Raw genomic sequence first — 21,014 nt, 5'->3', positions numbered from 1 at the left:
GCTCAGCAGTCGGTCTCGACCACGCTGCCGTCGCCACCGGTGGCGGGCGGGCGGCGGCTGAAGTCTTCCTTCTTCTCCAGCGCGCCCTTGAGCGTGCTGAACGCTTCCTTGTCCTTGGCCTGGTCTGCCTGCAGCGCGTCGAGGCGCTGGGTCACGCCGTCGATGGCCTTGGCAAAGGTCTCTCCCAGCGACTGCACTTCCTTGGCGATGGTCTGGACGGCTTCCTGGGTGTCGGCGTGGCGCGCATCGTTGCCGGCCTCGGACGTGTCTTGACGCGCGAAGAGCTTCTTGATGCTGGCGGCAAAGCCGGCGCCGGGTACCGTGACGGCCGTCTCGGCCGAGAAATCCAGCTCGACCGGCACCGCTTCGGAGAACAGGTTGCTCGGGTCCTGCTTGCGCTCGGCCAGCGGATTGGTCTTCGCCTTGGCGCTGAACTGGAGCATTTCGCAGCCCAGGCTTGCCGGGTTGTCGGTGACGGCGAGGCCCACCAGGTACGCTTCGCCGGTGTCGGCGAAATCGGGATTGACCTCCATCGAGCAGAAGACCTTCTGCCGTGCCTTGTTGAAGGCGATCAGCTCGGCGGTCGGATCGAGCTGCGCATACAGGCGCATCTTGCCGCCTTCCTCTTCGGTCTTCAGCGCCAGCACGTCGCCGTACGCCTTGAACGGGCCGTCCGGCACGATGCCGCGGATGTGTTCCAGGTTGATGCGTGCCCCGTAGGTGCTGGGGTCATAGCTGCCCGCCATCTGCACCAGCATTTCGCGGTCGATCACGCGGCCGTCGCTGGTGGCGCCTTCGGTCGCAATGCGGAAAAACTTCGGGTTCTTACCGGCCATGGTGTCCTCGTGTTGGCGTGGTTCGGTGTTGGTGTTGCCATCTTCTGCGTCGTGTCACGCGCGGGCAACGCTGGGCTGTTGTGGCGATCCGCGGCACAACACGGGCAACGTGGCACGCGCGCGCGCGGACGGTAGCGTTGCGGCATGACTACGCTTCCCCCTCTTTCCCGCCTCTCTTTCGATCCGGAGATGGAGCCGCGACGCATCGCGCGCGCGCTCTACTGGCAGGGCTATCGCGTCGCGCGCATCGCCGAGATGCTCGGCGTGAAGCCTCCAACGGTGCACAGCTGGAAGAACCGCGAGCAATGGGACAAGGCCGATGCCGTCGAGCGCATCGGCACCAGCATCGAGGTGCGCATGGCGCAGCTGGTGGCGAAGGAATTGAAGGAGGGAAAGGACTACAAGGAGATCGACCTGCTGGGCCGGCAGATCGAGCGTCTGGCGCGCGTGCGTCGCTACGAGGACAGCGGCAACGAGGCGGATCTCAATCCCAAGGTGGCCAATCGCAACAAGAGCCCGCGCAAGAAGCCGGAGCGCAATGCGATCAGCGACGAAGAGCAGGAGCAGCTGGTCGACGCGTTCATGGATTCGATGTTTGACTACCAGCGCGTCTGGTATGAGGCCGGGCTGGTCGAGCGTATCCGCAACATCCTGAAGAGCCGGCAGATCGGCGCCACCTGGTACTTCGCGCGCGAAGCCTTCATTGATGCGCTGACCACCGGTCGCAACCAGATCTTCCTGTCAGCCAGCAAGTCGCAGGCCCATGTCTTCAAGCACTACATCATCCAGTTCGCCAAGGACGCGGCCGGCGTGGAGCTGAAGGGCGATCCGATGGTGCTGCCCAACGGCGCCACGCTGTACTTCCTCGGCACCAACGCGCGCACGGCCCAGAGCTACCATGGCAACCTCTACCTGGACGAGTACTTCTGGATCCAACGCTTCCAAGAGCTGCGAAAGGTGGCCTCGGGCATGGCGATCCATGCAAAGTGGCGGCAGACGTATTTCTCGACACCCTCGAGCCTTGCGCACGAAGCGTATCCGTTCTGGTCCGGCGCCCTGTTCAACCGCGGCCGCAGGAAGGACCAGCACGTCCAGGTGGATGTGAGCCACGCCAACCTGCAGACGGGCCGGCACTGTGCCGACGGCCAGTGGCGCCAGGTGGTGACGGTCGAGGACGCGGTGCGCGGCGGCTGCAACCTGTTCGACCTGGAGCAGCTTCGCCGCGAGTACAGCGATGCCGACTTCGAGAACCTGCTGATGTGCGGCTTCATTGACGACACGGCGTCCGTCTTCCCGTTGTCGATGCTGATGCGCTGCATGGTCGACAGCTGGGAAGTTTGGGAGGACTTCCGGCACTGGTCGCCGCGGCCGCTGGGCAACCGCGAAGTATGGGTTGGCTATGACCCCAACGGTGGCGGCGGTGACAGCGCCGCGCTGGTGGTGGTCGCGCCGCCACTGGTGCCCAGCGGCAAGTTCCGGGTGCTGGAGAAACACCAGTTCCGCGGCATCGACTACGAGGAACAGGCCGCGGCCATCCTCAAGGTCTGTGAGCGCTACAACGTGACCTATATCGGCATCGACCGCACCGGCGTCGGCGATGCCGTCTACAAGGTCGTGCTCAAGTCGCGTCCCGACGCCCAGGGCTTCACCTATTCGGTCGACGTGAAGACCGGCCTGGTGCTCAAGGCTACCGACGTCATCAGCAAGGGGCGCCTGGAGTTCGACGCCGGCTGGACCGACTTCGCCGCGTCGTTCATGTCGATTCGCAAGACCACCACCGCCGCGGGCGGCCGGGTCACCTACCAAGCCGGCCGATCCGAAGAGACCAGCCACGCTGATCTCGCCTGGGCCTGCATGCACGCTCTGGCCCATGAGCCGATCGAGGGCGTGACCACCACCAACACCAGCATATTGGAGTTCTCATGACCCGCAAGAAGACCCGCCGCGATGTGGCTGTGGCCAACCATGCCGATCAGCGCCCCGCGCCGGCGCCTGCCGCGACCTCGGCCGAGGCTTTCAGCTTTGGCGAGCCCGTTGCGGTGCTTGACCGCCGCGAGCTGCTCGACTACGTCGAGTGCATGCGCCTGGGCGACTGGTATGAGCCGCCGCTGCCTTGGGACGGGCTGGCGCGCAGCTTCCGCGCCGCCGTGCATAACAGCTCGCCGATCTACGTGAAGCGCAACATCCTGGTCTCGACCTTCATCCCGCACAAGCTGCTGTCGCGCTCGGCGTTCGCCCGCTGGGTGCAGGACTTCCTGGTGTTCGGCAACGGCTATCTGGAGCGGCGTGACAACGTGCTGGGCCGGCCGCTGGCCCTCGAGCCGGCTATGGCCAAGTACGTGCGCCGCGGCGTGGATCTGGAGACCTACCATTTCGTCCAGAACTGGCAGGACAAGCACACGTTCAAGCCCGACAGCATCTTCCATCTGCTCGAGCCCGACATCAACCAGGAGGTGTACGGGCTACCCGAGTACCTGTCGGCGCTCAACGCCACCTGGCTCAACGAGGCCGCCACGCTGTTCCGGCGGCGCTACTACAAGAACGGCAGCCACGCCGGCTTCATCCTGTACATGACCGACGCCGCGCAAAAACAGGAGGACGTCGACGCCCTGCGCCAGGCACTCAAGAACAGCAAGGGGCCGGGGAATTTCCGGAACCTGTTCATGTACGCGCCCAACGGAAAGAAGGATGGAGTTCAGCTGCTACCGGTGTCGGAGGTTGCGGCCAAAGACGAATTCTGGAACATCAAGAACGTGACCCGCGACGACCAGTTGGCCGCGCACCGTGTGCCACCACAATTGATGGGCATCATCCCGAACAACACCGGCGGGTTCGGTGACGCCGAGAAGGCCGCCATGGTCTTTGCACGGAATGAGGTCAAACCGCTGCAGGACCGCCTCCAAGAAGTGAATGCATGGCTTGGGCAGGAGGTGGTTCGCTTTAGCGAGTATTCCCTATAGATCACAGCGTAGCCCGTTCTCATACGAGAACGGGCCCTCTCACTACACTCGGATCCCGAGTTGATCACAGAGCGTAAGGAACAAGCTTGTCTCCCCGCTGGTGCCAGGCAAGAAGCGCTCGGTCGTGAAGTCCTCATCCGCCAGCGTCGACTTCCTCAAGAGCGTCGCAAACTGTCCTTCGCTGACAACCGCGCCAGGTGTAGCCAAATGTAGATAGGCGTGGCGAAGCAAGCGTACCAACGCACGGAAACCGTTTGTCTTGTTCAACATCTGTCCGTCGCCGCCCTGGTTCCAGGCTTCTGGCCACCGATCGCGAACTGCCGAGAAGAAGTTCAAGACTATGTCGGCAATGGCAATATCTTGCTCCTCAATGAACATATTCCTAAAGATGAGCTTGCGTGACTCCTCAGCATTAACCTGTCGAGGGCGTTTTCCTCTCAAGTAGAGATCTCGATCGGCAATCTTGTTCGACGTCAAATATGGCAGAAGCGCCTCAACAAAAGTAGCTTGAGTAATAGTCTCTGCTGAGCGCCCCCGAGTTGCACTGCCGAGCCGTTTTATGCGCTCATGGAACGGGCTCGTTTCGAGCTTATCCAAGGCCACTGCTATGTTGTGGCATGTTTTCTGAGGGCTGCGCGCTCGCGAGTACTCATAAAGATCATACACAAGACTCTTGTTGACCTTGGTTTGGGCTAAGTTGACCGTTGAGAATACGTATGCCTGGTTCTCAATATCCATGTCAATAAAGATACTGACATTCAATTCGAACCGCGATCCCTTATATCCGCGCAACCCTTCGATACGGTGTTGTCCGTCTAGGACTTTAGCGATTTCGATGCGGTTGACGGAACTGGACGGATTATCCTTATCCGAATAAGCTCGAAGCGTAAGGGTTTTACGTTCTTCGGAATATTCTGCACATCGCCCATCGATCGCCAAGATCACGCCAGTTGGAAAGCAGGCATCGACCGTAGTAACGTACTCGCGCAACTCGTCTACCCGCTTGCGGCTTAACGGGCGCTGTATCCCCAGGTATGTCTCAACTTCTCGCTCGCCCTCCAGTCTGCGGACATCTGAATATGTGATTTCACACAGATCAGCGGAATTCATCGCAGCAATAAAGAACGTCCCAATAGGTTGTTGCACCTTAATGCAAGGCACCTCAATTGGCACATCCAAATCCAGCATGCTAGTGGTGTTCACGTTCGCCTCCGTGTTGAGCCACGAACTGTGCTGCGAAATCTAGCTCGGGTGCTTTCATTTGTTTTTCTGGATTTGCGAGCGTTTGCTTTCTGTAGACGATTGTCAGGTAACGAAGAACCATTGCCAGTGCGGCAAGCCACATAGAGGCTGAAACTAAGAACTTGTAGTTGAAGAGAGGCACGAGTTGCTCTGTAGCCGCAACCTTGATGAGGGCAAAGAATGCCACTGCCACAACACTAAGAATCACCAAGCAGATGGCGTGCCACGCTCGCCCCGGGAAGGGTCTCGCGTTGCCCGGATCTTCCATCGCGGTCAAGACGATCGGCCCCATGAAGCCTACCGAAAAAATAAATAGCTCCCCCGAGTTCACGGTGGACCGCAGCATAGCTAGGTATGTTGCTTCATTATTTCTCTGAAGGCTCAAAAGTATTATAGCGGAAAGCCAGAAGGTCGAGGTTGAGAAGACCACGCCAAATACAAAATCCTTTATCGCATCCGCATGCTGTTTTCTCGAGCAATCAACGAGATTCCCGAAAATTGGGATGAGTCGAATGCAACGCTTGATGAATTCACCAATGCGCCGTAGCCTGGGCCTTGTAGTTAGTGCGCTCATCATTCAACCGGTAATGATAAGTTCGGGATACTGCCCACGTGCGTTGCCGGCTCCGGCAATTGAGCTAAATCGACTTACCTCGATAATTTCAAAATGTTGATCGTATAGATTTCTAATGCTTTCGTGATCGGCATTCGTCGAGAACACTTTCACACCTCGCTTTTTCGCGGAGATTAGTGCCTCAGCTAGTCGGACCTGATCTTTCCATGCGAAAATGTGCTCGTTATATTTTACAAATCCATTGAACTTGTGCTTTACGGTATATGGCGGATCGGCAAAAACCGTGTCTCCCGACGATGCCTTCTGTATTTGAGATTCAAAGTCGGTGGTGGTTAGCTCGGTATTTTTTAGCGCATCCGAGGTTGCCTTGAAATCGTCGGTATCCTGTAATACCGCCGTTTTTGTTCCCTTGGGAACATTGAACTCCCCTCGTCGATTGACTCGATAGAGCCCATTCCAGCAAGTGCGATTCAGGTAGATGAATCTGGCTGCCCTTTCATAGCGACCACGCGGAATATTTGCTCGGACCGCATAGTAGTGTTCTTCGCTATGCAGGGACTGATGCTCTACTAGCAGAGCGTAAAGGCGTCGCCAATCGAACTTAATAGCCGCGTAGGCATTAATGAGTTCAGCATTCGAGTCCGAGAGAAATGCATTTTCCGGCCTGAGTGCAAAGAATACCGCCCCCCCACCTGCGAATGGCTCGAAATATCGACCTTTCGTCTCTCCTATGAGCTCTTTCAGCTCCTTAGCCAGCCAGCGCTTGCCACCGGCCCACTTTAGGAACGGGAGGATTGCCGCCTGCGTCTTGTTCTCAGGCCCCTTTGCGGCGCTTCTAGATACTGCTGTGAGCATTTTTATTCACATCTATTGACCCTGGTCAGCCGAGAGTCTGGGGCCAACCCGGAGCCCCGTCAACGCCGCTTTCAGGGGGCAGGCGCCTATCCTAGGCTACCCGCCGGCGCGCGGTGGAGACCCCGCCTCACCCGCCCGCTTCATCGAGTGGTTTTTATGCGCCTGCGTCAGGGCCGCGCGCCGCGCCAGTGCTGGCCTCGCGAGTGGTCGACACGGTGCGTCGACTTACGCGGATTCATGCGCCTTGACTATGTAGCGGCTGGCGTCCATGCGCCGTCCCTCCACCTAGCGCGCGTCCGAGAGCGCTTCACCGCTTTTTGCGCCATTGGCAAGTTAAGAACCGGGGAGGGGTCGGGAAAAAGGTAACCTCGGTAACCACCCACGAGAAGCAGCGCTAACCCTTTGATTTATAAGGCCCAATGTGGTTACCTTGGAAAGGTAATCTGAGGTAACCAAAAAGGTAACCTCTCGCTAAGTTATTGATTTTATTGGGTTTCGATTTCTATCGAGGTTACCTTCGGAAAAGGTAATCTGGTTACCCTAAAGTTACCCCAATGTTACCTTTTTGCTGAGACCCGGAATCCCTTATCTGACAAGGCTTTACCGGTGATTTTCATGTCGAGGTTACCAAGGTTACCTTTTTCCCGATCCCCCACGAATTTTGGCGGCGCCCTTTGGGTATACTGTGTTTTTATACAGTGGTTGGCCCTGACGGACAAATGACATCCCGAAGCTCACAACAGCATTCCTGGGCGCAGAACTTGGTCGACGGCGACCAGGCAGATCCGCGACGGCGGCGCAAGGCTGGCCACCACTTCCGGCCGCCGCTGACGGCGTCGGAGTTGCGCGCTATGTACCAGCGCAACCGCACCCCGGAGGTCCGAGCGCTGCTGTGGGAGATTGCGCGGCTGCAGCGCACGGTGCGGTGGGCGGCCCAGTTCGCGGCATGTTTTCCGCTCTACGACAGCAAGGTGAACAGCTCGGCCGGCCACATCATCCTGGCCGCATTGCGGCGCGAGCTGGCAGAGGAGCCGTGCCTGCATGCTGACGCCCAAGGCGGGTCCGATCGGATGGGGGAAGAGATTTTTGATAACGTCGATACCGCCATTGGGCGCGGTGCACGCCGGCGCCGCAGATGAGCAGGGGCCGCCTAGTCGGGAGGCTTATTTCCGGGAGACTTTATGGCAAACGAGTTCGAAGAGATCGCTCACTCGGGGGGGCAGGTCAGTTTCACCCTGACAACAAGCGCCGACGGTCAGCGTGGGTTTCAGGTCGGCTTTCGAGGAAGTCGGCCCGTGCCGATGGTAATGATCGCCGTCTACGCACTACCTCAAGGGATTCCTGTCGCACCCATCCACTTGGGCGGAATTGGGCAGGCTTGGAATCCACCCCCATTTCCCGAGTGCTTGCCCGTGTTGATCTCATCCGACAGTGAGGGTAAGTTTGGCCATACCTGTCCAGAGTGTTCGGGGTACTGGCGAAGCGGCCCGTGGCCGAATTTGTGCCCGTACTGCGGCATCGGGTCGCCAAGCCACAATCTTCTATCCGCGGCTCAAATGCGATACCTGGGGCGCTACTGCGCAATGCTCATTGATGCCCTGCAGTCGGGGAAGGACGGTGAATTCGTTATTGACATGGACGCCGTGGCTGACGCTGCTGGGAAGGACGAGGAAAAGCCCCCGTTCTATGTGTCTGAAGAAAGCCAGCAACACAAGTTCACGTGCACGGCGTGCGGCGAGTTCAACGACATCCTTGGGCGCTATGGGTACTGTTCACTCTGTGGGACGCGCACTGACTTGGCTGACTTCGAAGGGAACACTATCTTGGCGATCCGCGATCGGATCAACAATGGTCACCCGCCAGAAGATTGCGTCCGAGACGCTGTATCGTCATTTGATGCGTATGTCGCTCAATTTGCGCGTGAACTCGCGGCAGGCGTTCCAATGATCTCCTACAGAAGGAACCGGCTTACCAAGCAGCGCTTTCACAATCTTAGGGAATTGCAAGGGGTGTTTGAGAACTGGTTTGGCATCGACACCTGTCGAGGCATGAAGGATGCGGACCAGATATTTGCAGAACGCATGTTCCATCGTCGGCACCTCTACGAGCACAACGGTGGGGAAGTCGATCAGAAGTACATTGACGAAAGCGGCGACACAACTGTGCGCTTGAAGCAGCGCATCCGTGAGTCACAGGCTGACGCCCACGCTCTGCTTGGGCTTCTAGTCAAGATGGCGCGGAACATCCATGCCGGCTTTCACGAACTGTTCCCTCCGCTGGATCCGCCCATCAAAGCATACAAAGATAAGCAGGCGCAGACTGCCAGCTTTCGCGCTGCAAGGCAGCAGCAGGCGGCCGAGTAGGCGGTAGGGTTCGAGCGGCGGTCCCTCAGCATGCTGGAAAGCCCCTGTTAGGGACTGTAGCTGGATTTCACCTATGACCAGCCGGAATGGCCTTGGTTGACCTTGAGTAGCCTTGATTTTGCAATTTGCGAGTTGCGTAAGGTTTTTGATTTATAAGGGGCTGCAGTGCGTCCCTAAAACTCCGAAGGCAGGGGTTGCTGGTTCGATCCCAGCCGGGCGCGCCAAGATTTCCTTCCGATACGTGATGTGATGGCCCTCGCCATCGGTGACCGCCCGTTCAGGCGGCGCTCCGGACTACCCGCCGACACCCGTCTTCCATAGCGCCATCGCCGCGATGTTCAGGACCACCGTCCCCCAGAAGTTCGCCTGAAACGCCGGCTTCCTGTTCTTGTGCCGAAGCAGGTGCTGGGCGGCAAGCGCGCCCGGCCAGCCGCCGCACAGCGCCAGCAGGTGCAGCTTGGCCTCAGGGATGCGCCATGCGTTGCGAGCCGCGCGCGCCTTGTCCGCCGCGTAGGCGAGAAACGCGAGGACGCTGGCGAGGACGCTTACGATACCGGCTTGCCGCGGGAGATAACCCGTGAGGCCGCATCCGACGATGACGACCAGGGCTGCCAGGCCGAGCAGGGCTGGCAGCAAGCTTGCCTCCGCGTTTTGGCTGGGCGCGCCCGCGATGGCAACGTCAAGCGCCTGCATCCGGCCATCCTTGCCTCGGGCGAGTTCGAAGCTGACGCGGTCGCCCGGCTTGGGCGTCACGGCGCGCGCCTGCAGCGCCGTGACATGGAAGAAGACATCCTTTGAGTCCGCGTGGACCTCGATGAAGCCAAAGCCCTTCGGGGCATGCCACGACTTGATCCGGCCCGCTTTTCTCATGTTCTTGACGTGTGCTGTACGAGGCATCAAGTGTAGGCGAACACCGGCTGGCTGGCGCCAGTAGGCGCTTGCTATGATGCCGCCATGACCGACGACCCCGTCATTCCCCACCACGAGTACCTGATCACGGCGATCCGCGCGCAAGGGGCGGGCGGCCAGAACATCAACAAGGTGTCCAATGCCGTGCACCTGCGCTACGACGTGCGTGCCTCCTCGCTGGCGCCCGACCACAAGGAGCGCCTGCTGGCGCTGCACGACCACCGCATCACGCGCGACGGCGTGGTGGTGATCAAGGCCCAGCAGTTCCGCAGCCTCGACCTGAACCGCGACGAAGCGGTGCGGCGGCTGCACGAGCTGGTGCGCAGCGTGGCCACACCCCCGCGCGCGCGCCGGGCCACGCGGCCCACGCGGGCATCGCGCCAGCGCCGGCTGGAATCCAAGAGCCAGCGCAGCCAGGTCAAGGCGCTGCGCGGCCGGGTGCTCGACTAGTACCGCTTCAGTACGGCTTCAGTCCTCTGCCGCAGTCCTGCGTCAGATCTCGCTTTTGACCGTCGCGGGCGCCGGAGGCGCGGCCAGGTCGTCGCCGGCATCGGCCTGCGGCGGGCCGACGCGTGCGCCGGGGCGCCGGTAGGCGGGAAAGAAGCCGTTCAGGTCTTCCAGCGTGGTGTAGTCGCCGCCGGACAGTGCCACGTAGCGGTCGGGGTCGACTACCAGGCGCTGGGTCCGGTACACATGGGTGTCGGGCGAAAAGCCGCGCTTGAACTCGAACAGCGAATCGTTGGCCGAGCCCAGCCCGCCGCCAAGGTGCAGGTAGTGCAATCCATTGGTGCGGCCCCATTCGCGCGCGGCGTGGATCACGGTCTTGGTCGGCTGGCGATGGCGGTATTCCCAGTCCCAGGCCGACAGGTGGTATTGCATGATGCCGCTGCCATGGGCCACGGTGAACAGTGCCGAGCCAATCACGCAGCCCGCTTCCTCGGCCACGAACAGCAGCAGGTCGTCTCCGAGCGCGCGCTCCAGCGTGCGGTAGTACTGCGCATCGAAGAAGTAATAGGGCGACGCCTCCAGGCGCGTCATGGTCTCGTTGTACAGCTCGACAAAGCGCGGCAGCGTGGCGAACTCACGGTCCAGCCGTACCGTCACGCCGGCGCGCCGGGCGCGGTTGATGCCCAGTTTGTGGCGCGACTGCGTCTCCTGCCACTGCCGCTCGGGGCTCTTGGTCAGGTCCATCGACACCGTCTCGCCCTGCTCGACCACCAGCCCGAGACGGCTGTCCCAGCCGGCATTGAGCAGCGGGTGCAGGCGGATAAACCACGACACGCAGCCGTGCTCGCGCAGCAGCGCGATCGCCGCGCCCAGTGCGTCGTCGGCAAAGCGGGCAGGAGCATCGCTGCTCAGCACCGGGCCACCATAGCCATAGGCCGAGGTGGCATCCCAGCTGCCGCAGTCGAGGGGGCGGCGCACCAGCGGCACCAGCAACTCGTGGGTGCCGTCGGTCACCCGCACTGCGGCGGCGCTGCCGTGGTCGCTGCGCTCGGCGGCGGTGTACCACCCAGGCGTGTGGTGGCAGTCGTGGCGACAGCGCGTCAGCGTGTCGCGCCACGCCGGGCTTCCCGGTTCCAGCAGGCTCGATTGCATCGCGGCCCCCCCTCAAATGACCGGCGCCGCGCGCGATAGCCGCGGCGCCAGTGCCTTAGGTGCGCCAGGTTTCAGCGCGCGGATTGCAGCGCGGCAATGCGCTGCTCGATGGGCGGATGGCTCGAGAACAGCGCCAGCCACGACTTGCCGCCGGCGATGCCCATCGCCTGCATGTTCTGCGGCAGTCCGTCCGGATCCAGGCCGCCCAGGCGGCGCAGTGCCGACACCATCGGCGTGGGCGAACCCATCAGGCCGGCGGCGCCTGCGTCGGCGCGGAATTCGCGGTGGCGCGAGAACCAGGCCACGATGATGCTGGCCAGGACGCCGAACACGATTTCGCAGACAACCACCGTGACCATGTAGCCGATGCCCGGCCCGCGCGATTCCTCGTCATTCTTGCGCAGCATCGAGTCGACGAAGTAGCCGACCACGCGCGCCAGGAAGATCACGAACGTGTTGACCACGCCCTGGATCAGCGTCAGCGTGACCATGTCGCCATTGGCCACGTGCGCCACTTCGTGCGCCAGCACCGCCTCGACTTCGTCGTGCGACATCGACTGCAGCAGGCCGGTAGACACCGCCACCAACGAGCTCTTCTTGGTCGCGCCGGTGGCAAAGGCGTTGGGTTCGCCGTCGTAGATAGCCACTTCAGGCATGGGCAGGCCAGAGCGCTGGGCCAGCTTCTCGACAGTTTGCACCAGCCACAGCTCAGTGCTGGTGCTGGGGTGGGTGATGACCTGCGCGCCGGTCGACCACTTGGCGATGGTCTTGGACATCAGCAGCGAGATAAAGGCGCCACCGAAGCCCATCAGCAGTGCGAATGCGAGCAGGGTGCCCAGGTTCAGGCCGTTGGCGGTCAGGTAGCGGTTCACCCCCAGCACGCTGGCGGTGATGCTGAGGACGAGCATGACGGCGAGGTTGGTCGCCAGGAAAAGCAATACGCGTTTCATGTGTATGGAGTGGAGCAGTACGGCGGAAAGGTGCGGACGAGCCGCGGACGCGTGCCTGGGCGCGGCACGCAGGAACGGGCGGGCGCGGTCAGGCCGCGCCGGTGGGATTCAGGCGCGCGGCGGACGCGGCAGCAGCGGCAGGTCGGGGTCAGGCAGCGGAGCGCCGGCATAGTGCGGCGGCCCCGCGCGGCCGGACCAGGCCGCAAGGTGCAAGGGAGGTGCCGGCAGTAGTTGCTCGGCGAGGTCGGCACCGGGCTGCAGTTGCGGCTCGGAGATTTCGGAGAAGGGTGACGGCTGGCCACCCGTGGCGGCAGCGTCGTCGAGGTCGGCGCTGCCAGTGGTGGGGGCCGATGCACCCGCCATCTCGGCAGGGGACGCTACGGCGTGCGCGAGCGTGTCCGCCCAGCCCTGGAACGGCAGGCAGGCCAGCATCACGATCAGAAGGAGAAGCCGAATGGAGCGCACGCGAGGACGGCTTGTCAGTAAGTGTTCAGCGAATTCTACAGGATGCGCCATGGCGCATGCGGCAAGCATGAGGGATACCACACCATGCGCAACCAGTTGCCCGGGGCGGCTCAACCCGGACCGGGAATCGCGCGCAAGGCGGCGCATCCGCCGCCTCTGCACGCTAGCCCGGACTGGCCTACACTATGGCCTACCCTGTAGTAGTTACAGGGATTGTCCGGCCAGAGGGGAAACAATATGCGCATTGGCGAACTCTCCCGTACCAGCGGCTGCGATGTCGAGACCATCCGCTACTACGAACGCGAAGGGCTGCTCGACGCGCCCCGGCGCGAGGCCAACGGCTACCGCCGGTATGACGACGGCCACCTGGTCCAGCTCAACTTCGTCCGCCATTGCCGCTCGCTCGGCATGAGCCTGTCGGACGTGCGCCGGCTGCGCGAGTTCGAGCGCAACCCCTCGCAGGACTGCGATGACATCAACACGCTGCTGGATCGCCAGATCGCGCAGATTCATGCCCAACGTGTGGCGCTGGAGGCACTGGAAGGGCAGTTGCGCGCACTGCGCGAGACCTGCCACCACCAACATCACCAGCCCGCCAGCGAGTGCGGCATCCTGCAGAACCTGCAGCAGGCCGCCGCCGGCGCCGCGTGCGAATGTCATCCGGACGTGCACGACCAGGGCCATGCCGCCAATGGGTGAGGCAAGCGCGCGCGTCACTGTGCTACGATGGCTATACCCGTGACCGCACCACAGCGGTGCACGTACCACGACGGCAGTGCACGCAGTAAGCAATGACTTACGAAGCATGCCAGACCCAGCAACAGACTCTGCCGTCGATCCCAACCCCTGATGATTTCTCGCGTGACCGTGCCTGATCGCCTGATGCCGCTGAACGACGTGCCTGCCCGCTTGCCGCGGACGGGCCGCTCGCGCGCGGCCGCGATCGCCATGGCCGCCGCCCTGCCTGAGCGCGCGCCGCGCGCGATGTCTCCCCGCCGGATCAGCGCACCGCCTGATTCCGCCCGGTTCCCAGCCTGATTCGTCCCCCACTGCGGGGCACCCGGGCCGAACCGGGCCCGAGCCAGCGTTTCCGTTGTTGCCGGCGCGCGCCCACGGGCCAGCGCCGGATCCGTTGATGTCTGCGCTACTGCGCAAAGCCAAGACCTGACTGCGCCCCCCGCCTGAACGCAGGCCACCGGGCCGCGCCTACCCTGACTGCCGGAGGAACCTGCCATGACGGCCAACCAAGCCACCCCGACCAATCCGACGCTTTACCTGACCGAACTCGACATCACCCGCCTGGAGCGCATCGCCAGCCGCGCCGGCTCGGCGCAGCTCGAAGAATTACTGGACGACCTGCTGGCACGCGCCACCATCGTCGCGCCGGACGAGATCCCGACCGACGTGGTCACCATGAACTCGCGCCTGGTGTGCACGCTGCCGGGGGAGCATTCGCCGCGCAACTGGACGCTGGTGTATCCGGACGCCGCGGACTTCGATGCCGGCCGGCTCTCGGTGCTGTCGCCGGTGGGCCACGCATTGCTGGGCGCACGTGCCGGGCAGACCGTCAGCTACCAACTGCCGGACGGCCGGGAGCAGCACGTCACGATCGACGAAATCGCGTTCCAGCCCGAAGCGAGCGGCCAGTACACCCTCTGAGCCCGCTCCCCGTGCGTGCCGCCGGCGCCACGTGCCGGCCGTCGGGGGTGCGCACCGTTGGCGATCCGTGGACACCATTCATCCGCAAGCCTGTCGTTTCACGACTCGCAACGCACCATTCGTCGCAGCGGTATTTCTGCTTGCGGGGACTGTGACTAACCTTCAATCCGTGCTCGCATCACAACGTAGATTGCAGAGCGGCCGGAGTTTTAACCGGTCACATACCAAGAAAAGCCGAAATCAGTTGAAGGAGTCCCAAAATGATCGCCAGACGTATCCTTGGCGGCGCGCTCGTGTTCGCGGCTGTCGCCGCGTCCGCTGCGGCGTTGGCTGCCCCCGCTGCCAGCAAGGTTGGCAAATTTGATGTGTATGCCGACGCGCTGCGCGTAGGCAAGTACGACGTGTACACGGACGGCGCCAAGCAAGGCAAGTTCGATACGTACACCGATGGCGCCCGTACCGGCCGCTTCGACTCGTTCTCGGAAGGCTCGCGCAGTGGTGGCAAGTTCGACACCTTCAGCGAAGGCACGCATACCTTCAGCGGCGAGATCTCGAAGCAAGGCAAGTTCGATACCTTCAGTGAAGGTACGCACACCTTCAGCGGCGATATCGCCGACCGCGCGCTGGACAACTCGCGCAGCGGTGACGGTTCGCTGTACGGCTATCGCGTCTGATCTTCACGGGTCTTCTCCAGGACCCCGGGCGGCCACTGCGGTGGCCGCAAGTTTTCTCTCCCGCCTGCCCGGCCGACCTCCTCCTCCTTCTCTCTTCGCCTGGCAGGCGATTTTTCCTTCCTGACCGATCCCCGGCACTTGCCGTGCGCGCCTGAGCGTCTTGTCGATGGCGTTTGCGTTGCCTCGCTGCCATCCTCCGCCGCCGTCGTTTGTGCAAGCGTGGCGACCTGCGCGCGATCGCCGCGTAGAGCAGCGGCACCGCCAGTGTCCCCAGCACCGTCGCACCCAGCATGCCGCCGAGCACGCCGGTACCGACTGCCTGCTGCGCGCGTGCGCCCGGGCCGGTGCTGATCGCCAGCGGCACCACGCCGAGCACGAACGCCAGCGAGGTCATCACCACCGGCCGCAACCGCTGGCGCGCGGCACGCGTGGCGGCTTCAACCGTGCCCATAGCGCCCGCACTGCCACGGCGCAGCTGTTCGGCGTACTCGACGATCAGGATCGCGTTCTTGGCGGCCAGCCCCAAGGATCACCACCACGCCCACCTTGAAGTAGACATCTGGGCATGCCGCGCAGGAAGATCGCCGCGGCAGCGCCCATCAGCCCGGTCGGCACGATGGCGATCACCGCCAGCGGCAGCGTCCAGCTTTCATACAGCGCCACCAGGCACAGGAAGATAAACAGCAGCGACAGCGCAAACAGCCACGGCGCCTGCGTACCGGTCTGCTGCTGCTCGAAGGCGCGGCCGGTCCAGCGCACGTCGTACTCGAGGCGGCCCGGACAACGCGACCGTCACATTGCCGGTACCTCCGGCGTCGGGGGTGGGGCCGGAACTCAGAGATCGCGCGAGGCGAAGGTATCGCACTTGCGGATGTCGCCTGACTCGATACCGCGGCGCAGCCAGCGCACGCGCTGCTCGCTGGAACCGTGGGTGAAGGCCTCCGGCACGACATAGCCCTGCGACCGGCGCTGCAGCCGGTCGTCGCCGATGGCGGCGGCGGCCTTCAGGCCTTCCTCGATATCGCCCGGCTCCAGCAGTTGCTGGTTGGCGCGCTGTGCGGTGGCCGCCCACACGCCCGCCAGGCAGTCGGCCTGCAGCTCCATGCGCACTGACAGCTGGTTGGCCTGCGCCTCGCCCATGCGGCGGCGCGCGGTATCGACCTTGTCCGAAACACCCAGCAGGTTCTGCACATGGTGGCCGATCTCGTGCGCGATCACATACGCCTGGGCAAAGTCGCCGCTAGCGCCGAAGCGCTGGCGCAGCTCGTCATAGAACGCCAGGTCGATATAGACCTTCTGGTCGCCGGGGCAGTAGAACGGGCCCATTGCCGACTGGCCCGTGCCGCACGCGGTCGGCGTCGCGCCGGAGAACAGCACCAGCGTCGGCGGCGCGTAGCGGCGGTTCAGCTCGGTCTCGAAGATGTGTTGCCAGGTGCGCTCGGTATTGCCCAGCACCTTGCGCGTGAAGACCGTCATCTGGTCCGTCGCCGGCGGGCGGTTGACCTGTTGTTGCTGCGGCGGGCCGGATCCCTGCAGCACCGACGCGCCCTGCATGATCAGCGTCGGATCGATGCCAAAGAAGTACGACGCGGCCAGTGCAACGATGACGGTGCCGATGCCGATCGTCTTCCCGCCGACACCGCCGAATCCGCCGCGGCGGTCTTCAACGTGCTGGCTTTCGGCTTCGTCATCTAGGCGCATGGGGGCTCCGGGAGAGTAGGGTTTCTGGCGAGGTGCAGGTGGCAACCAGTATAGCAATCGGGGGTACCGGATGCCGCTGAGCGCGACCGTTGCATTCCGGACAGCGGCGGGCCGGTCTTCGTTAGCGCACTTTCGCTTTCTGCGCCGCCATGGCGGCAGCGCACAAAAAAACACCACCTGCTCGCCCTGGAGTCGGGCAACGCAAGTGGTGTGCGGCAAAACAAAGAACCGGGCTCGCGCCCGGTTCCGTCAATGCCTGAAGGTCCCGGGCCGGGACCGCTATCGGTTCGCTCAGGCCAGGGCAGCCTCGCGCGTGGCAGGCGTGGTGGCTGCGGCGCTGGCGCCGACCTCCGCCACGCGCAGCAGGTTGGTGGTCCCGCCCTGCCCGAACGGCATGCCCGCGGCGATGGTGATCTGGTCACCCGGCGCGGCGTAGCCTTCCACCAGCGCCGCGCGCGTGGCGGCGTCGACCATTTCATCGACGCTCTGCACGTCCGGGCTCACGGTCGAGTGGATGCCCCAGGCAATCGCCAGGCGGCGCGCGATCTCCAGGTTCGGCGTAATGCTGACGATGGGCGCGCACGGCCGCTCGCGCGCCGCACGCAGCGCCGTGGCGCCAGACGAGGTGTAGGTCACCGTCGCGGCCGCGCCGATGATCTGCGTGACTTCGCGCAGCGCCGCGCAGATCGCATCCTGGCGCGTGTTCAGCGGGGTCTCGTGCTGGGCGTCGAGCAGGTTGCGGTACAGCGGGTCGCGTTCCACCTCGGTGACGATGCGGTTCATCATCGACACCGCCGGCACCGGGTAGCGGCCGTTGGCCGACTCGGCCGACAGCATCACCGCGTCGGCGCCTTCATAGATGGCGCTGGCCACGTCTGACGCCTCGGCGCGCGTGGGCACCGGCGACTCGATCATCGATTCCAGCATCTGCGTGGCGATCACCACGGGTTTGCCGAGCTGGCGGCACACACGCAGGATGCGCTTCTGCACGCCCGGCACGCGCTCCGGCGGCAGCTCCACGCCAAGGTCGCCGCGGGCCACCATCACGGAATCGGACACGCGCACGATCTCTTCGAGTTGCTGCAGCGCGGCCGGCTTCTCGATCTTGGACAGGATGCCGGCACGGGTGCCGACGATCTCGCGCGCTTCGACGATATCGGACGGGCGCTGCACGAACGACAGCCCGATCCAGTCCGCGCCCAGCGACAGCGCGAAGTCCAGGTCCTTGCGGTCCTTCTCGGTCAGCGCGGGGATGGGGATCACGGCGTCGGGCACGTTCACGCCCTTGCGGTCGGACAGCGTGCCATTGTTGACCACGCGCGTGGTGATGCTGCCGGTGGACACAGACTCGACCGACAGGCGCACCTTGCCGTCGTCGATCAGCAGCGACTGGCCGGGTTGCGCGGCCTCGAACAACTCGGGATGCGGCAGGTAGACGCGGGTGCCGTCGCCCGGCGTGGGATCGCTGTCGAGCACGAACACATCGCCCGCGCGCACCGCGACCTTGCCGGCGGCGAAGGTGCCGATGCGCAGCTTGGGGCCCTGCAGGTCGGCCAGCACGCCGATGGGGCGGCCGGTCTCGGCCTCGACCTGGCGCACGGCGTCGTAGCGCGCGCGGTGGTCCTCGTGCGTGCCGTGGCTGAAGTTGAGCCGGAACACGTCCGCGCCAGCCTCGAACAGCGCGCGGATCACCGCGATGTCGGTGCTGGCGGGGCCGAGCGTGGCCACGATCTTCGCTTTGCGCTGGCGTCTCATGATGTCTCCTCTTCCATTCTCGAGTGGCGCGCCACATGGCGCGCCGGATGATGCTGTTCAGGTGAACTACTGGTTCGGTACGGCTTTGCTGCGATGCTGCGGACGGCTTACACGATCAGGATGGCGCGGAAGTCGTTCACGTTGGTACGGGTCGGGCCGGTGACGATCAGGTCGTCCACGCCGGCAAAGAAGCCGTAGCCGTCGTTGTTGTCCAGGTGTGCGCGCGCCGACAGGCCGCGCGCGGTGGCGCGGGTCAGCGTGTCGGGCGACAGCAGCGCGCCGGCGTTGTCCTCGGAGCCGTCGATGCCATCGGTATCGCAGGCGATCGCATGCACGCCGGCCAGGCCATCGAGTGCGACGGCAAGCGACAGCAGGAACTCCGCGTTGCGCCCGCCGCGGCCCTTGCCGCGCACGGTCACCGTGGTCTCGCCGCCGGACAGCAGCACGCACGGCTTGCTGAAGGGTTGGCCGCGCTGTGCGATCTGGCGCGCGATGGCGGCATGCACTTCGGCCACCTCACGCGCTTCGCCTTCGATGCAGTCGGACAGGATGTGGGCTTCGTAGCCGAGTTCGCGCGCACGCGCGGCGGCGGCTTCGAGCGATTGCTGCGCGGTGGCCAGCGTCGCGCTGCGGTGACCTTCGAAACGCGCGTCGCCGGGCTTGGGCGTTTCGCCCGCGCCGCTTTCCAGGTGCGCGTGCACATTGGCCGGCACTTCGATGCCGTACTTGGCGATGACGGCCAGCGCATCGGCGCAGGTGGTCGCGTCGGGCAGCGTCGGGCCGCTCGCGATCAGCGTGGGATCATCGCCGGGGATATCGGAAATCAGCAGCGTCTCGACGCGTGCCGGCGCGCAGTGCAGCGCCAGGCGGCCGCCCTTGAGCGCGGACAGGTGCTTGCGCACGCAGTTCATCTCGCCGATGCTCGCGCCGCTCCTGAGCAGTGCCTTGTTGACGGCCTGCTTGTCGGCCAGCGTCAGGCCGGGGGCGGGCGCGGCCAGCAGCGCCGAGCCACCACCTGAGATCAGGCACAGCACCAGGTCGTCGGCCGTCAGGCCCTGCACCAGTTCTACCATCCGTTGCGCGGCACGCGCGCCGGCTTCGTCGGGAACGGGGTGGGCGGCTTCCACGACTTCGATGCGCTTGCAGTCGGCACCATGGCCGTAGCGCGTCACCACCAGGCCCGACAGTTCGCCTTGCCAGTTCGCCTCCACCGCCTGCGCCATCGCGGCGGCGGCCTTGCCGGCGCCGATCACCACGGTGCGGCCCTTGGGCGGCACGGGCAGGTGCGGGGGCAGGCAGTGGCTGGCGCTGACGGAGGCGACCGCGGTATCGAACAGGTCGCGCAACAGCGCGCGGGGATTGAGCTGTCCGGGATTGGCTGCCGTGCGCTGGGGCGACAGCAGGGCGGCTTGGGGTTCGGTGACGAGCATGAAGAATCCTGGTGCTGACGGGAAAAGCGTGTCGTCCCCGCAGGGCGGGGACGACGTGGTTGCTGCTTACTTCGCGATCTGGTGGTTCGACATGATTTCGATCGCGCGGCACAGTGCCGAGTGGTCTTGCTTGCCCAGGCCGTTGGCCGAGCACGTGTTGAAGAGCTCCTGCGCGGTGGCGGTGTTGGGCAGTGCCACGCCCAGCGCCTTGGCACCTTGCAGCGCCAGGTTCAGGTCCTTCTGGTGCAACTCGATGCGGAAGCCCGGGTCGAAGGTGCGCTTGACCATGCGCTCGCCGTGCACTTCCAGGATGCGAGAGGCCGCGAAGCCGCCCATCAGCGCCTGGCGCACCTTGGCCGGATCGGCACCCGCCTTGGAGGCGAACAGCAGCGCTTCAGACACAGCCTGGATGTTCAGCGCGACGATGATCTGGTTTGCCACCTTGGTAGTCTGGCCGTCGCCGTTGCCGCCCACCAGCGTGACGTTCTTGCCCATCAGGTCGAACAACGGCTTGACCTGGTCGAAGGCTTCCTGCGGCCCCCCGACCATGATGGTCAGCGAAGCGGCCCTTGCGCCCACCTCACCACCGGACACCGGTGCGTCCAGGTACGAGGCCCCCAGCTTGTTGATGCGTGCGGCGAAGTCCTTGGTCGCGATCGGCGAGATCGAGCTCATGTCGACCACGATCTTGCTGTAGCTGGCTTCCTTGCCGGCGGCCTTCAGCGCGGCGGCAACGCCCTTGTCGGCAAACAGCACGGCTTCCACGTGCGGGGTATCCGGCACCATGATGACGATGATGTCGGCACGCTTGGCGACTTCCTCGGCGCTGGTGCAGACGGTCACGCCTGCATCGACCAGCGCTTGCGGGGCCGGGTTGACGTCATGCACGAACAGCGTGTGGCCGGCGGCGCGCAGGTGGCCCGCCATCGGTGCGCCCATGATGCCCAGGCCGATGAAGCCGACGTTGCGTTGGTTTGCCATGTTGATGTCTCCTTGTATGAGATTAAGTCTGTCTTGGTTGGCGTAGGTGGTAACGGGTTAC

Annotated in this window: 22 protein-coding genes; 8 read left to right on the top strand and 14 right to left on the bottom strand. The window is 63.9% G+C overall.

Features of this window, described 5'->3' with window-relative positions; genetic code table 11:
- Positions 1 to 2: 2 nt before the first annotated feature.
- Entirely contained in the window at positions 3 to 836 is an 834-nt protein-coding gene (locus tag AC10V3_RS19745) for a GPO family capsid scaffolding protein (protein WP_490922786.1), read from the bottom strand.
- 144 nt (positions 837 to 980) lie between these two features.
- Between AC10V3_RS19745 and AC10V3_RS19740 the strand changes: the two genes are divergently transcribed.
- Positions 981 to 2,762 carry a terminase ATPase subunit family protein gene (locus tag AC10V3_RS19740; RefSeq protein WP_490922785.1) on the top strand — a complete coding sequence of 594 codons (1,782 nt, stop codon included), beginning with the start codon at positions 981 to 983 and terminating at the stop codon, positions 2,760 to 2,762.
- Positions 2,759 to 3,796, top strand: a complete 1,038-nt coding sequence (locus AC10V3_RS19735) for a phage portal protein (RefSeq protein WP_490922784.1) — start codon at positions 2,759 to 2,761, stop codon at positions 3,794 to 3,796. Before AC10V3_RS19740 ends, AC10V3_RS19735 begins: the two co-directional genes overlap by 4 nt.
- 42 nt (positions 3,797 to 3,838) lie before the next feature.
- On the opposite strand, the gene AC10V3_RS19730 is transcribed toward AC10V3_RS19735, so the two are convergent.
- Genes AC10V3_RS19730 through AC10V3_RS19720 form a run of 3 tightly spaced genes read right to left on the bottom strand, consistent with a single transcriptional unit; the run spans position 3,839 to position 6,467 of the window.
- Positions 3,839 to 4,999, bottom strand: a complete 1,161-nt coding sequence (locus AC10V3_RS19730) for a DGQHR domain-containing protein (RefSeq protein ID WP_490922783.1) — start codon at positions 4,997 to 4,999, stop codon at positions 3,839 to 3,841.
- Complete coding sequence (locus AC10V3_RS19725; RefSeq protein ID WP_490922782.1) at positions 4,986 to 5,615, bottom strand: hypothetical protein; 630 nt, start codon at positions 5,613 to 5,615, stop codon at positions 4,986 to 4,988. The genes AC10V3_RS19730 and AC10V3_RS19725 overlap by 14 nt, the downstream gene beginning before the upstream one ends.
- Positions 5,616 to 6,467 (bottom strand): DNA adenine methylase, encoded by an 852-nt coding sequence (locus AC10V3_RS19720; RefSeq protein ID WP_490922781.1) that lies wholly within the window; start codon positions 6,465 to 6,467, stop codon positions 5,616 to 5,618.
- A gap of 851 nt (positions 6,468 to 7,318) precedes the next feature.
- Between AC10V3_RS19720 and AC10V3_RS19715 the strand changes: the two genes are divergently transcribed.
- Both AC10V3_RS19715 and AC10V3_RS19710 read left to right on the top strand, forming a co-directional pair.
- Complete coding sequence (locus AC10V3_RS19715; RefSeq protein WP_490922779.1) at positions 7,319 to 7,606, top strand: hypothetical protein; 288 nt, start codon at positions 7,319 to 7,321, stop codon at positions 7,604 to 7,606.
- A 444-nt stretch (positions 7,607 to 8,050) separates the two neighbouring features.
- Positions 8,051 to 8,830: a hypothetical protein gene (locus AC10V3_RS19710; RefSeq protein ID WP_490922778.1), complete on the top strand. Its 780-nt coding sequence runs from the start codon at positions 8,051 to 8,053 to the stop codon at positions 8,828 to 8,830.
- Between the two features lie 294 nt (positions 8,831 to 9,124).
- Here AC10V3_RS19710 and AC10V3_RS19705 read toward each other — a convergent pair whose 3' ends face one another.
- Positions 9,125 to 9,700 carry a DUF1294 domain-containing protein gene (locus tag AC10V3_RS19705; RefSeq protein ID WP_490922777.1) on the bottom strand — a complete coding sequence of 192 codons (576 nt, stop codon included), beginning with the start codon at positions 9,698 to 9,700 and terminating at the stop codon, positions 9,125 to 9,127.
- A gap of 84 nt (positions 9,701 to 9,784) precedes the next feature.
- Between AC10V3_RS19705 and arfB the strand changes: the two genes are divergently transcribed.
- The gene (gene arfB, locus AC10V3_RS19700) at positions 9,785 to 10,189 is read left to right on the top strand and encodes an alternative ribosome rescue aminoacyl-tRNA hydrolase ArfB (RefSeq protein ID WP_022536968.1); all 405 of its coding nucleotides are present in this window, start codon (positions 9,785 to 9,787) and stop codon (positions 10,187 to 10,189) included.
- 42 nt (positions 10,190 to 10,231) lie between these two features.
- On the opposite strand, the gene AC10V3_RS19695 is transcribed toward arfB, so the two are convergent.
- The 3 genes from AC10V3_RS19695 to AC10V3_RS19685 form a co-directional block, all read right to left on the bottom strand.
- Positions 10,232 to 11,338, bottom strand: coding sequence for a GNAT family N-acetyltransferase (locus AC10V3_RS19695; protein ID WP_490922776.1), 1,107 nt, complete (start codon positions 11,336 to 11,338; stop codon positions 10,232 to 10,234).
- Positions 11,339 to 11,409: 71 nt separating this feature from the next.
- Positions 11,410 to 12,288, bottom strand: coding sequence for a protease HtpX (gene htpX, locus AC10V3_RS19690; RefSeq protein ID WP_041681178.1), 879 nt, complete (start codon positions 12,286 to 12,288; stop codon positions 11,410 to 11,412).
- 108 nt (positions 12,289 to 12,396) lie between these two features.
- Positions 12,397 to 12,753: a hypothetical protein gene (locus AC10V3_RS19685; RefSeq protein WP_022536965.1), complete on the bottom strand. Its 357-nt coding sequence runs from the start codon at positions 12,751 to 12,753 to the stop codon at positions 12,397 to 12,399.
- Between the two features lie 237 nt (positions 12,754 to 12,990).
- Here AC10V3_RS19685 and AC10V3_RS19680 point away from each other — a divergent pair, with 237 nt between their 5' ends.
- The 3 genes from AC10V3_RS19680 (at position 12,991) to AC10V3_RS19670 (ending at position 15,086) form a co-directional block, all read left to right on the top strand.
- Positions 12,991 to 13,452, top strand: coding sequence for a Cd(II)/Pb(II)-responsive transcriptional regulator (locus AC10V3_RS19680; protein ID WP_022536964.1), 462 nt, complete (start codon positions 12,991 to 12,993; stop codon positions 13,450 to 13,452).
- 534 nt (positions 13,453 to 13,986) lie between these two features.
- Complete coding sequence (gene rnk, locus AC10V3_RS19675) at positions 13,987 to 14,412, top strand: nucleoside diphosphate kinase regulator (protein ID WP_022536963.1); 426 nt, start codon at positions 13,987 to 13,989, stop codon at positions 14,410 to 14,412.
- Between the two features lie 260 nt (positions 14,413 to 14,672).
- Positions 14,673 to 15,086: a hypothetical protein gene (locus AC10V3_RS19670; protein ID WP_349604414.1), complete on the top strand. Its 414-nt coding sequence runs from the start codon at positions 14,673 to 14,675 to the stop codon at positions 15,084 to 15,086.
- Here AC10V3_RS19670 and AC10V3_RS19665 read toward each other — a convergent pair.
- The 6 genes from AC10V3_RS19665 to glxR all read right to left on the bottom strand — a co-directional run bounded on the left by AC10V3_RS19665 (position 15,010) and on the right by glxR (position 20,953).
- The gene (locus AC10V3_RS19665) at positions 15,010 to 15,612 is read right to left on the bottom strand and encodes an efflux RND transporter permease subunit (RefSeq protein ID WP_490922773.1); all 603 of its coding nucleotides are present in this window, start codon (positions 15,610 to 15,612) and stop codon (positions 15,010 to 15,012) included. The genes AC10V3_RS19670 and AC10V3_RS19665 overlap by 77 nt on opposite strands.
- On the bottom strand, positions 15,582 to 15,845 hold the full coding sequence (locus AC10V3_RS19660) for an efflux RND transporter permease subunit (RefSeq protein ID WP_490922771.1): 264 nt from the start codon (positions 15,843 to 15,845) through the stop codon (positions 15,582 to 15,584). The genes AC10V3_RS19665 and AC10V3_RS19660 overlap by 31 nt, the downstream gene beginning before the upstream one ends.
- A 75-nt stretch (positions 15,846 to 15,920) precedes the next feature.
- Complete coding sequence (ypfJ, locus tag AC10V3_RS19655; RefSeq protein ID WP_041681174.1) at positions 15,921 to 16,787, bottom strand: KPN_02809 family neutral zinc metallopeptidase; 867 nt, start codon at positions 16,785 to 16,787, stop codon at positions 15,921 to 15,923.
- A 291-nt stretch (positions 16,788 to 17,078) separates the two neighbouring features.
- The gene (gene pyk / locus AC10V3_RS19650) at positions 17,079 to 18,542 is read right to left on the bottom strand and encodes a pyruvate kinase (RefSeq protein WP_490922769.1); all 1,464 of its coding nucleotides are present in this window, start codon (positions 18,540 to 18,542) and stop codon (positions 17,079 to 17,081) included.
- 107 nt (positions 18,543 to 18,649) lie between these two features.
- Positions 18,650 to 19,972, bottom strand: coding sequence for a glycerate kinase type-2 family protein (locus AC10V3_RS19645; RefSeq protein WP_454752517.1), 1,323 nt, complete (start codon positions 19,970 to 19,972; stop codon positions 18,650 to 18,652).
- Between the two features lie 66 nt (positions 19,973 to 20,038).
- Positions 20,039 to 20,953, bottom strand: a complete 915-nt coding sequence (glxR, locus tag AC10V3_RS19640; protein WP_022536956.1) for a 2-hydroxy-3-oxopropionate reductase — start codon at positions 20,951 to 20,953, stop codon at positions 20,039 to 20,041.
- Between the last annotated feature and the right edge of the window lie 61 nt (positions 20,954 to 21,014).

This window comes from Cupriavidus sp. PB-02, from assembly GCF_058252315.1.
This window is presented reverse-complemented; position numbering and strand designations above follow the sequence as displayed.